The following is a 12,444-nucleotide window of genomic DNA, read 5'->3' as shown; positions in this document are numbered from 1 at the left end:
ACAGGATTAAACTTCATCACTAATACTACTTCAATCGTTCTTTAATATCCAATTTATGCTTACGAGCAGTATCTTTGGCAATATCATAGCCTGCGTCAGCATGACGGATAACACCCATTCCGGGGTCATTATGCAAGACTCTTTTTAGTCTATTCTCAGCTTCATCTGTTCCATCTGCTACAATCACCATTCCGGCATGTATGGAATAACCCATACCCACTCCGCCTCCATGATGCAATGATACCCAGCTAGCACCACCAGCAGTATTGACCATGGCATTTAATAATGGCCAATCTGCAACGGCATCAGATCCATCTAACATTGCTTCGGTCTCTCTATTAGGCGAAGCTACCGAACCCGTATCCAGATGATCTCTACCTATTACAATTGGTGCTTTCACTTTTCCTTCTTTCACTAATTTATTGAAAGCTAATCCTGCTTTCTCTCTTTCTCCTTGTCCTAGCCAGCAAATTCTTGAAGGCAAGCCCTGAAAAGCAATTCGCTCTTGCGCCATATCCATCCAACGCATTAAAGATTCGTTTTCAGGAAACAATTCTTTTATCACTCTATCGGTCTCCGCTATATCAGCAGGATCACCAGAAAGTGCGGCCCAACGGAAAGGACCTTTACCTTCGCAAAATAATGGACGGATATAAGCAGGAACAAATCCAGGGAAATCAAATGCATTTTTCAAGCCTTTTTCCTGAGCCCTAGCCCGCAAATTATTCCCGTAATCAAATGTAACCGCTCCTGATTTTTGTAATTCCAGCATCAATTCCACATGTCTGTACATGGATTCGTAAGATAACTCCTCGTATCGATCAGGATTTTCTTCTCGTAAAACATTGGATTCTTCCAAGCTAATTTGATGCGGCACATAGCCAATCAGGGGGTCATGAGCTGAGGTTTGATCAGTTAACACATCAGGAATAATATTTCTTTCTTTCAATCTTTCCAGAAGATGCACAGCATTACAAGGCACTCCTATGGATACTCTTTCCTTGTTCTCTTTAGCTTCCAAAGCACGGTCAATTGCCTTATCCATATCCTGGATTGATTCGTCCAGATATTTAGTGGATAATCTTTTATCAATTCTCCATTGCTCTACTTCTGCTACCAAACAAACACCATCATTCATGGTAACAGCTAGTGGTTGAGCACCTCCCATTCCACCTAATCCTGCCGTTACTGTCAAAGTGCCTTTCAAACTTCCGTTAAAATCTTTATTGGCTATAGCTGAGAATGTTTCATAAGTACCTTGAACAATTCCTTGTGAACCAATGTAAATCCAGCTGCCAGCCGTCATTTGACCATACATCATCAGACCCTTCTTCTCAAGCTCGTCAAAATGCCTCCAGTTTGCCCAGTTCGGTACTAACTGTGAATTGGAAATCAATACCTTTGGAGCATCTTTATGAGTAGGCAGAATTCCAACCGGTTTACCGGACTGTACCACCAATGTTTCGTCCTCTTCTAAATCCTTTAAGGCTTTAATGATTAAATCGAGAGATTCGAAATTTCGGGCCGCCTTACCCCTTCCACCATATACAATTAAATCTTCTGGTCTTTCGGCTACTTCTGGATCGAGATTATTAAGCAACATTCGAAGTGCGGCCTCTTGTACCCAGCCTTTACAATTCAATTGGCTTCCGGTTGGTGTTTTGTAAGTTTCAGGATTATATTTTTGAGTCGTTTCCATAGCTTATAGTTCTGTTCAATATTTCTGAATGTGAAATAGCTATAAATTCAACAAAAAGGCAAATTAGAAATGAATGTATTTAATGTAATCCTAGGATTGGGCTTGATTTTCTTTTTGAAAGAATGGTTTACCAACCCTACCGATATGCTGAATTAATTCTTTAGATGTGATTCCCTGGTAATTTGATAAATCCAAAGTGTAAGGGGAATTCAGCTCATCTATTTCCCAGAATATATGATTTTTAATAGATTCAGTTAGCTGCTCACCCTTTAAAACCATATCAATATCTGAGCCTTCTCTGTAGTTTCCTTTTGCCCTGGAACCATATATTAGAGCTTCCTCCACCTCTGGATGATTTTGGAGGATTTTTGTAATTTTCTCAATTAAGCTATTGGGCAAACCAAAACTCATAATAGTGATTTTACTTTAGTTTGGAAGTCAATAAATAATGAAAAATACTGATTGATGATTTTATCATATTCCACCTTTAATATATTTTCATTATAAGTATGAACAGTATTATTACGACTTTCAATCATTTCCATCCATTTCTGCCCATCTGATATCAAACCAATTCTAAATGCTTCACGAGTGGCGGAACGGGAACCTGTCACATTTTGGATACCCTCATATAAAAGGTAATCCTTTAAAACTTTCCAGGCTAATTCGTGAGTGAATTCAAATCTTTGCACTATCCCTTCCTTAATAATATTAATTGGGTCAGCACCATTATTCTCAATACCTTCTTGAAGTTGAGATAAAGCTTTTTCAAAATTTGAAAACCTTTGTTTCCACCTAATATCTTCCTTCATCAATTAAATTTTAATCTAATTTAAAAAAATTAAGACAACATATCCATATCCACCTCTAATTCCACATAAGCCTTCTCGCACAAAGCTCCAATTGGTGGTTGTTGTTTATTGACACGAACCAATACTTTAATAGCAGATTCATTTTCTTTTAGGATCTTCTTCCCGATATGAAAAGCAAGTGTTTCCAATAATTTGAGCGGTTTTTCCATCACTTCAGCCGTGGTTTTATAGAGGGTTTCGTAATTTAAAGTGCTCTCCAAATTATCATCCATTTGATCGAATTCGGTTTCTACTACCAAATCAACAGTATAATGATTTCCTAATTTATTCTCTTCTACATAATAGCCGTGATAGCTGTAAAAAGCCATTCCGGAGAGTGCTACTTTTCCCTTCATAAATGTCTATTGAAATTTTTAATCAGCAGTAATTTCATCAAAAAAGGAAGTATCTTCTCCCCCATCTTCCTTTTTTTCTTTAGTTTCTTTCTTAACGGGCTCTTCTTTCTTTGCTGTTTTCTCTACATTTGGAGCCTTTGCTTCTTCTTGGGATATTGGCTTAGACTTAATCTCTTCCAATTCATACTCATCGGCATTTTGGATTTTCTTGACTGCTTTCCTAGCTCTTTTGAGGTGCGTTTCAATATCCACATGTTGCATGCGGTCTTCGATCTTCTTCACCTTATCATTCAAGCCGTTACTTAAATTTTTAAGCTCTTCGGCCACATTATCCCTGTGATTTTCTAATTGTTTGAATCCTTCTGCCACTTCCTTAAGCTCGTCTTCCATTTCTTCCAAAATGGTTTGCGCTTTATTATTAGCGTCCTCTACTATAGATTTAGCTTTATCCTGAGCAACAGACAATAATTTATCTGCTTTCATTTGCGTCTCCTTCAAATGTAATTCTGCTGTTCTGTTGGCTTGGCTCACCACATTGGCTCCTGTATCTTCTGCTGTTTTCAAAGTCTTGTAAAGTGAACTTTCCACTTGACGAAGTTTTTCAACTTCTTTTTCGGCACCCTCAAGTTTCAGTTTTAACTCCTTTTGCAAATCCATCTCACGCTCCCATTCCTGTGAAAGAGAAGCTAAAAATGCTTTGACATCATCCTTATCATAGCCCCTAAAGCCTTTTTCGAATTCTTTTTGTCTTATTTCTAAAGGAGTAATCTTCATAATTTTACATGTTGATATTTTGAATAACGCATTTGACTAGGATTTGTCTTAATGCTAAGAAAAGTATTTCACTTTTTCAAGATATAAATATACAGCCTTATTTTTATTTATTCATTTGTATGTCCCAAATTGACAAAGTATGATCATCACTTGCGCTTACTAACCGATCTTGATAATCAGTCCAAAGTAATTTATTCACGGAGGTGGCATGACCTGCGTGCCTCGCTTTATCAATTACTTTCAACAGTCTGAATGTTTGCGCATCCCAAATTTTAATGCTTTTGTCCATACTACAAGTTGCAAAATATTTTCCGTCTGGTCTGAAACTGATATTATTAATTGCGTACATATGAGCCACTATGGATTCCAATAAAATATAATCCCCCTTCACATCCCAGATTTTCAAATGGGCATCACGACCTGAACTCAACAATATATTTCCATCAAATGAATATTGTAGGGTAAAAACTGAATTATCATGTGCTTTGATCTCTTTTTTCAAACGCCAATCTGAAGTAGAAAGTATTTTAATAGAATTGTCACTGAAACCAATTGCAATTTCATTTCCATCAGGATGAACTGCTATAGTTCTTGCACTTTTACTACTTAATCTCAATTTGGCAATTGTACTAAGGTCATTTAAATCAGATAAAACCAGTTGTCCGTCTTCACAAGCAGTTAAAATAATTTTGTCGACTACTTTTATGTCAAAAATAGCACCATCCGTTATTTTTGATGATTTGAGCTCTTGTTTTTCCATCACATCAACCAAATGAATTCCTTCATAATTCTGCCCAACAATCAACTGATTGCTATCTTCTAAATAATGGAGCGCATATATTGAGTTCTTAACTTTAGCCACCATAGTTCCCAATTCAGGATCTTTTAAATCCCATAGCGCCACAATCCCATCACCTCCAGCAGAAAAAAAGAGATGGTTCTTGCTTGCAGGCTCTACCACATACAAGCAATCTTTGTGTCCCGTTAGGGTTTGAATTTTTTCTACATTAATTTTAGGCATATTGTAAAGTTACGAGATGGCATTAGAATACATAAGGCAAATCAACGATAATATTCATTTGGCTGTTTGGAAAATCGAAGAGGATTTAGAGTTTTACCTCAAAAATGTCCAGCTCAGCCTCATTGATGAAAAAATACTGTTAGAAACCACGCATCCAGAAAAGAAATTGGAGTTTATGGCAGGCAGGATGTTGTGCAAAACTGTTTTACATCAACTGGATATTTCTGACCTGCCTATATTCAGAAATGAATATGGAAAACCACAAATACCTAATTCAGAATATGACATTTCACTTTCTCATACTGAAAATTACATTGCACTTAGTATTGGAAATAAGCTGGATGTGGGTATAGATATTGAAAAACCTAAAGCCAAAATGGTCAAAATTGCTCCAAGGCTTTACACTCCTCAGGAAATGGAATATTGCCAAGACAATTTGGTTTACTATTCTAAAATGTGGTCAGCCAAGGAAGTCCTATACAAGCTGTTTATGAAAAGAGAATTAGATTTCAGGGAGCACTTGAATTGCAAACCAGAAAATAAGGAATGGACTTTGATGAGGGGGACGATCAAAAAAGATGGATTCAATAAAAGCTATAAGCTGGCCTTTTTTGAGTTAAAGGAGTATTTTATTTGTTTGAATCTGACTTAAAGCCCTAAAGCATCAAAGTCAATCCCACCAGAAACTTCAATTAGCAGTTCTTTTACCTCTTCTGATTTGTGATGTTCACCTAGTTTATCATAAGCCATAATGAGATTACGCAATACTCTTTTAACTATATCTTCATTAGAACAAGGTTGATAATAGGTTGCTTTTGGAGTCAGATTTAGGTTAGACAAATAATTATCAATGTCCTTGTTTGAAAAAATTAAGCCTCTGTTAAAGGCATTAACATAGAATTGGACTTCCTCGCTTTTATAAGTTATGATAAATAGGTTGGGTAAATTGACTCCATAGATAGGTAATCCTAGTTTTTCAGCAACCAACATGTAAACCACTGATAGTGAAATAGGATTTCCCTTTTTACTTTCCAAAACAGATTTTAAGAAAGAATTATTAGGAGAATGAAAATTCTTGGTATTGGCCCTAAACTTCAATTTGTTAAATAAGGCCCCATTGATGATCTTAATTTGATCATATGGATGTAGGTCTTCCTTCAACTCGACCCAAATATCATAGTAGATCTGCTCTATTTCTTTATTCAATTCATTAAGCTCTGTATCAGGATACTGATACAGCGAAATCAACCACATCCCTTCCAGCAAACTCTCACCTCCGTTATCTTTCCATTCACGAATTCGATCCTTCAATCTAGAAAACTGAAGGGTATGGATCATATCTTCAATTTTGCTTTGGATATTGGGATCAAAACTGTTTTCCCATTGCTCCTCAAGAAATGGAATAATATCACTACCCAAGGACATGATTTTTCCTTCTACATGACGATTTACTTCCTCATCATCATCTTCCAACAGTGAAACTAATGCCTTAAATTCTTTTTTATCCAATTCCAACTTTAAATGATTTAGGTTTGAATAACTCCTACATTAAACTGCTTTTCAATAGGTGAGTGGTCAGCTGCTTCTATTCCCATCGAAATTACTTTTCGTGTTTCTAGTGGATCAATAATTCCATCTACCCATAATCTTGAAGCTGCATAATAAGGAGATAGTTCCTCATTATATTTATCAGTTATGTCTTTCAACATTTTTTCCTTGTCTTCTTCGGAAATCTCTTCACCTTTTGCTTTCAAAGTAGCTACTTTTATTTGCAATAATGTTTTCGCTGCAGCAGCTCCACTCATTACTGCAATCTGAGCAGTTGGCCACGCATAAATCAGTCTTGGATCATATGCCTTTCCGCACATGGCGTAATTTCCTGCCCCGTAGGAATTACCAATAACAATTGTAAATTTCGGCACAACAGAATTAGCCATGGCATTCACCATTTTTGCCCCATCCTTTATTATGCCACCGTGCTCAGACTTGCTGCCAATCATAAAACCACTAACATCCTGAAGGAATACTAACGGTATCTTACGTTGATTACAGTTCATAATGAAACGAGCCGATTTATCTGCAGAATCAGAGTAAATCACTCCACCCATCTGCATTTCTCCTTTTTTAGTTTTCACCACCTTTCTCTGGTTGGCTACTATTCCAACAGCCCAACCATCAATTCTGGCAGTGCCACAAATTATTGACTGTCCATATAATTCTTTGTACTCATCGAATTCAGAATTATCGACTAACCGTTCGATAATATCTCTGGTATCGTAGGGTTTTACTCTATCATTTGGGAGTAAACCGTAAATTTCCTTTTCATCTTTTGCTGGAGCTTTTGGTTTTTCACGATTAAATCCAGCCTTTTCGAAGCTTCCAATTTTATTGAATATTCTGCGGATATCATTTAAACAATCCTGGTCGGTCTCATGCTTATTATCAGTAACCCCTGAAATCTCACAATGTGTACTTGCCCCACCTAAGGTCTCATTATCGATGTCCTCGCCTATAGCTGCTTTCACTAAGTAGGAACCAGCTAAAAATATTGAGCCCGTTTTATTAACAATCATTGCTTCATCGGCCATAATAGGCAGATAGGCACCACCAGCAACACAACTTCCCATGATTGCTGCTACTTGGATAATTCCCATTGAAGTCATTTTTGCATTATTTCTAAATTGTCTACCAAAATGTTCTTTATCAGGAAAGATCTCATTTTGCATGGGTAAAAAAACGCCCGCACTATCTACTAAATAAATGACAGGTAATCTATTTTCCATGGCCACTTCCTGTGCACGTAAATTCTTTTTGGCAGTCATTGGGAACCAAGCTCCAGCTTTAACGGTCGCATCATTGGCAACAATCATCACCTGACGGCCTTCTACATACCCAATTCCTGTCACAACTCCTGCTGACGGACAACCTCCTACATCTTTGTACATACCATCTGCCGCGAAAGCTCCGATTTCCAAAAACTCTGTTTCATCATCACAAAGATAGGCTATGCGTTCTCTAGCAGTAAGTTTCCCTTTTTCGTGTTGCGAGGCAATCTTTTTTTCGCCACCTCCTAAATATACTTTTTCTAGCTTGTGTTTTAGTTTATCTACCTCCTGCTTATTGAGGTCTTCGTTTTTATTAAATGCGATATCCATTGAGTCGTTTCCTGGTATATTTAATAATTAATTGAGTGCTTCCGTTACTTCTTTTTGTCTCCTTTATCTTTTCTACCAAAAAGAGAAAAGTGAACATATTTTTTTGGTTGATCTTTCATATCAATTAATAAAGCATCAAGATCCACCAATGTTTGATTTAGATTCAAATATAATGAATCATCGTTCAATAACTTATCCACAGTACCTTCACCATCTTGCATAGAAGCTACGGTATTATTGATTGTAATTAAAGTTGTATCTAATCTATTGACCACTCTAGCTAATTCTAGAGCATTAACTGAGTCTGCAATCCCATTCGTTTTCTTCAATAATGCTTTCAGACCGCTTTTTTCATCGGCAAGGGTGGCTGATATTTTCTTAAAATCATCAATTAAAGCGGTAATGGTAGCTTGCTTTTCTGATATCTTCGCTAAATTCTGAGTGGTTTGCTCCACATTGAGCATTATATTTTGAATAGCATCCTCATTTTTATCAATATTAGCCAAAATATGATTGAGATGTTGTCCAACTGAATCTAAAGTTTTCAGAACAGGATATGCCTGTTCTTGGATTTGTTCTGTTAATGCAGGTTCGATATCTCCAATAACTTCACTTCCTTCTGGCAATGCTTCAGTTACTTTGTTTCTGATTAAAACAATTGTCTGCGAACCTAGAATATCAGAAGCCAATAGCGCCACTGATTCGTCACCTAAAGTAATATCTTCCCTAACTTCGAAATATACCTTTAGCTTATTCTCCTGGTCTTGTAAAATTTCAATTTTGCTAACCCTTCCCACTGAGAGTCCACTGAGCAATACAGGATTTGATGCCGTAAGGCCATCAACTTGTTCGTAAACGGCATAATACTCGTTGGAAGGATTGAAAAAATCAATTCCTTTCAGAAAATTAAAACCAAAATAAAATATTACAATTGCTGTGATTGCTAATACCGCAACCTTAATTTCTTTAGCTATTTTCAATTTATATAGTTTTTTTAGTTCATTGATTCAATTTCGACTTTGTAATCTCGAATGGCTCTAAAGATTCCAGATGCTATATACGTTTGACCGAGATCATCGTTCAAATATCTCTCCTCTTGTGAATTACTTAGAAATCCAGTCTCAATTAAAACACTAGGCATAGAGCTCTTAAACAAAACTACAAATCCTGCTTGCTTTACACCTCGACTATGACGACCAACTCGTTTATCAAACTGGTATTCAACTTTTTCAGCCAAATTCAAACTATTAGCTAAATAGGCATTTTGATATAAAGAAAAAAGAATATGCGATGCTGGATCATTAGGATCGAAGCCTTCATATTTTTCTTCATAATTTTCTTCCATCAAAATTACAGCATTTTCTCTCTTCGCCACATTTAAGTTAGTCTCCGACTTGTGTAATCCCATTATCCAAGTCTCTGTACCATGCACTTTTGTACTATATTCCACCGCATTGCAGTGAATAGAAACAAAGAGGTCGGCACCATTTTTGTTTGCAATGTTCGAGCGTTCATCAAGTTCAACAAAATTATCATCAGTTCTAGTATAAATGACTTCAACATCAGGCAAGTACTCTTTAATAATCTCACCTAATTCCAAAGCAATATCTAAAGCTATGTCTTTTTCCTTTGACATTACGCCTCGAGTTCCACTATCTTTGCCGCCATGTCCAGCATCAATCACAACCTTATCAACTTTGTATGAAGGTTTGTTAAGATTTGTGAAGGAGCCAAGGACCATCAACAGTGTAAGAATAGAAAGGATGGTAATATTTTTCACAATCTTTCGGTTGTTAAATTTGAATAGTATAATTTTACACAAAGATTGCAAAAATTCATCAAATCGGAAAAATCCACGGAACAATTTGAGGCGGTATATTTTAAGTTTATTCATATTTGTTGTACCCTTTATTGGTTACGCGCAAGAAGTTGATTCTGTAAATCAGAAATCTGACTCTTTGCTTGAGAGTTCTATCAAAATTGATTCCACAAAATCTATTGAAGATTCCACTATTAATATTTTAACGGATTCCATCACTAATAATGTTCGAACTGATTCTGTTAAGAAAAAGAAAAAAGGAGATATTGCAACAACTGTCAATTACACTGCCAAAGACTCTTTAAACTTTAACTTGAAAACTCAAGATATTATTATGTATAAAGAGGCTCATGTTGATTATGGGGATATAGAACTTGACGCTGATAAGATAAAAGTAAATTATAATACCAAAATTCTTGACGCCAGCGGTTTAAAGGACACTGCTGATAATATTACAGGCAAACCTATTTTTACAGATAAAGGTCAAGTTTATCAGACGGATCAGATTACTTATAATTTCGATACTAAAAAAGCGATAATCAAAGGAGTGGTCACCCAACAGGGAGAAGCCTTCATGCACTCAAACTGGACAAAAAAGAATGAAAAGGATGAAATGTTCAGTGATCATGCCTTGTATACTACCTGTAATTTAGACCATCCCCATTTCGGAATATCTGCAAATAAATTAAAACTTATTCCTGGGGATAAGATATTGGCAGGGCCATTTAATTTAGAAATTACAGAGATCCCAACTCCATTATTATTTCCCTTCGGAATGTTTCCAATGCCAAACAATAAAACTTCCGGTATTTTATTCCCAACTTATGGAGAAGAAAACAGAAGAGGGTTTTTCTTGAGAGATGGAGGTTATTATTGGGCTATAAATCAATATGCTGACATGGCACTTCGAGGTGAAATATACTCCAAAGGTAGTTATGGACTTTCGGTGGCTTCTAACTACAAAAAAAGATATAGTTATAATGGCAATCTAAACATTAGATTTAATCAACAACAAATAGGCGAGACAGAAGCGGATTCTGCTGTCTCCCGAGATTTTTGGGTTCAGTGGTCGCATAGGCCAGAATCAAAAGGCACAGGACGTTTTTCTGCCTCGGTAAACGGTGGTACATCCACTTTTAATCAAAATAACCCTTCTACCAACTTTCAACAACAAGTTACGGCTAACTTCAATTCAAATATTTCATATTCAAATGTAATTCAAGGAACACCATTCAATTATGCTATTAGTGCAAGGCATGATCAAGACATTAGAACGAATGAAATCAACTTACTATTACCAGAAGTAGCTCTAAACATGAATCGCCAATACCCTTTTAAAGCCGTAAATGTGGATGGCTTGAATTGGCTCCAGAAAATGAATTACTCTTACAACTTTACTTCGACAAACAGAATTACTAATAATATAGGTATGATTGGTCCAGAAGCTACAGAAGACAGTATCGCAGATTTCAGCCGGGAAAATCTCCCATACTTATTAGAGAGAGCAAATAATGGGGGTCGACATAGAGTTCCCGTTTCTACTTCATTTAACTTATTCAAATTTATTACCGCCAGCCCTAATTTCAATTATGATGAAGTGTGGTATTTACGAGAGTTGAATCATAGATATAGCGACTCATTAAATACAGTTGTTATAGACACTGTAAATACTTTTAGTAGAGCATCATCTTATAACGCAGGTATCGGCTTCACTACCCGGCTCTACGGAACGATTTACCCAAAGAAAGGACCAGTTAAGGCGGTAAGACATATAATGACTCCTTCAGTTAATTTAAATTGGAGACCCGATTTTGGTGAAGAGCAATATGGAATATATAAGGAGGTTCAAACAGACTCATTAGGAAATACAAGAGTATATTCAAAATATGAAGGCTTTGTATACGGAAGTCCAGGAAGAGGAAAGTCGGGAACTATTGGAATTTCTTTAGCCAATACAATTGAAATGAAAGTAAAAAAAGAAAGTGATACTTCAGACATGCCCAAAAAAGTTAAAATCTTTGACAACCTTTCATTCGCTACTAGTTATAATGTCATCGCTGATTCATTTAGATTAGCTCCTATCTCCATAAACGCTCGGACAAATCTATTTAATGGGAAGTTAGACGTCAATTTACAAACTGGGATTGATCCTTATGTGATGGTTTTAGACAGTATCAACGTTAGAGAAAATGGAACTAAACAAGTATTTCAAAGGAAAATTGACCAGTATGCCTGGGAAGCGGGCAAAGGAATAGGGCGATTGACAACTGCAAACATCGCTTTATCCACTAATCTAAACCCTGCTGGTAAAAAAAGTGATGATGAAAACAGAAATAATCTAGAAGATCAAGCGCGGCAAGCAGGTGCTACAGAAGATCAAATTCAGGCATTGGCCAATAACCCTGATATGTATGTGGATTTCGAAGTACCATGGAATTTGAGAGTCCGATACAACATCAGGTGGAGCAAGCAAGGCTTTGAGGAGGCAAATATCCAGCAAACCATGAATTTTAGTGGGGATGTAAATTTTACCGAAAACTGGAAAGTTGGATTTAACTCAGGATATGACTTTGAACAACAAGAATTCACACAAACATCTATCAATATCTTTAGAAATCTTCATTGCTGGCAAATCAATGCCAATTGGGTTCCTTTTGGCAGATTCCAGTCTTTCAGTGTTGATATTGGAGTGAAAGCCTCTATTCTCCAAGATTTAAAATTGAACAGAAGAAGAAGTTGGTGGGATAATTAAATACGAGTTCTTAAATT

General features: G+C 36.4%; 12 protein-coding genes. 2 read left to right on the top strand and 10 right to left on the bottom strand.

Translation table 11 applies throughout. From position 1 onward, the window contains the following. Positions 1-25: 25 nt before the first annotated feature. From hutU to AAC601_RS11295, 6 genes are all read right to left on the bottom strand, one after another. Positions 26-1,699, bottom strand: coding sequence for a urocanate hydratase (gene hutU, locus AAC601_RS11320; RefSeq protein WP_340153320.1), 1,674 nt, complete (start codon positions 1,697-1,699; stop codon positions 26-28). 90 nt (positions 1,700-1,789) lie between these two features. Continuing rightward, positions 1,790-2,110 (bottom strand): nucleotidyltransferase domain-containing protein, encoded by a 321-nt coding sequence (locus tag AAC601_RS11315; RefSeq protein ID WP_340153319.1) that lies wholly within the window; start codon positions 2,108-2,110, stop codon positions 1,790-1,792. After that, the gene (locus tag AAC601_RS11310) at positions 2,107-2,511 is read right to left on the bottom strand and encodes a nucleotidyltransferase substrate binding protein (protein WP_303269872.1); all 405 of its coding nucleotides are present in this window, start codon (positions 2,509-2,511) and stop codon (positions 2,107-2,109) included. Before AAC601_RS11310 ends, AAC601_RS11315 begins: the two co-directional genes overlap by 4 nt. Before the next feature lie 29 nt (positions 2,512-2,540). Then, complete coding sequence (gene folB / locus AAC601_RS11305) at positions 2,541-2,906, bottom strand: dihydroneopterin aldolase (RefSeq protein WP_303269873.1); 366 nt, start codon at positions 2,904-2,906, stop codon at positions 2,541-2,543. An 18-nt stretch (positions 2,907-2,924) separates the two neighbouring features. Then, positions 2,925-3,680, bottom strand: a complete 756-nt coding sequence (locus tag AAC601_RS11300) for a DivIVA domain-containing protein (RefSeq protein WP_303269874.1) — start codon at positions 3,678-3,680, stop codon at positions 2,925-2,927. A 103-nt stretch (positions 3,681-3,783) separates the two neighbouring features. After that, complete coding sequence (locus AAC601_RS11295) at positions 3,784-4,701, bottom strand: WD40 repeat domain-containing protein (RefSeq protein WP_340153318.1); 918 nt, start codon at positions 4,699-4,701, stop codon at positions 3,784-3,786. 16 nt (positions 4,702-4,717) lie between these two features. Here AAC601_RS11295 and AAC601_RS11290 point away from each other — a divergent pair, with 16 nt between their 5' ends. Further along, positions 4,718-5,353, top strand: a complete 636-nt coding sequence (locus tag AAC601_RS11290; RefSeq protein ID WP_340153317.1) for a 4'-phosphopantetheinyl transferase superfamily protein — start codon at positions 4,718-4,720, stop codon at positions 5,351-5,353. Here AAC601_RS11290 and AAC601_RS11285 read toward each other — a convergent pair. From AAC601_RS11285 to AAC601_RS11270, 4 genes are read right to left on the bottom strand one after another with little or no spacing between them, the layout of a single operon-like run. Continuing rightward, positions 5,350-6,216, bottom strand: coding sequence for a transglutaminase-like domain-containing protein (locus AAC601_RS11285; protein WP_303269877.1), 867 nt, complete (start codon positions 6,214-6,216; stop codon positions 5,350-5,352). The two genes, AAC601_RS11290 and AAC601_RS11285, sit on opposite strands and share 4 nt — an antisense overlap. Positions 6,217-6,227: 11 nt before the next feature. Continuing rightward, positions 6,228-7,856 carry an acyl-CoA carboxylase subunit beta gene (locus tag AAC601_RS11280; protein WP_340153316.1) on the bottom strand — a complete coding sequence of 543 codons (1,629 nt, stop codon included), beginning with the start codon at positions 7,854-7,856 and terminating at the stop codon, positions 6,228-6,230. A 44-nt stretch (positions 7,857-7,900) separates the two neighbouring features. Continuing rightward, positions 7,901-8,836, bottom strand: a complete 936-nt coding sequence (locus AAC601_RS11275; protein ID WP_340153315.1) for an MlaD family protein — start codon at positions 8,834-8,836, stop codon at positions 7,901-7,903. Positions 8,837-8,850: 14 nt separating this feature from the next. Beyond that, on the bottom strand, positions 8,851-9,597 hold the full coding sequence (locus AAC601_RS11270; protein ID WP_303272120.1) for an N-acetylmuramoyl-L-alanine amidase: 747 nt from the start codon (positions 9,595-9,597) through the stop codon (positions 8,851-8,853). Between the two features lie 124 nt (positions 9,598-9,721). Between AAC601_RS11270 and AAC601_RS11265 the strand changes: the two genes are divergently transcribed. Next, positions 9,722-12,427 (top strand): putative LPS assembly protein LptD, encoded by a 2,706-nt coding sequence (locus tag AAC601_RS11265; RefSeq protein ID WP_303269880.1) that lies wholly within the window; start codon positions 9,722-9,724, stop codon positions 12,425-12,427. The last annotated feature ends 17 nt before the right edge of the window (positions 12,428-12,444 follow it).

The sequence above is a fragment of the uncultured Marivirga sp. genome, from assembly GCF_963974845.1.
GTDB lineage: Bacteria > Bacteroidota > Bacteroidia > Cytophagales > Cyclobacteriaceae > Marivirga > Marivirga harenae.
Note: the sequence above shows the minus strand (reverse complement) of the source record. Positions and strands in the feature narration are given on the sequence as shown.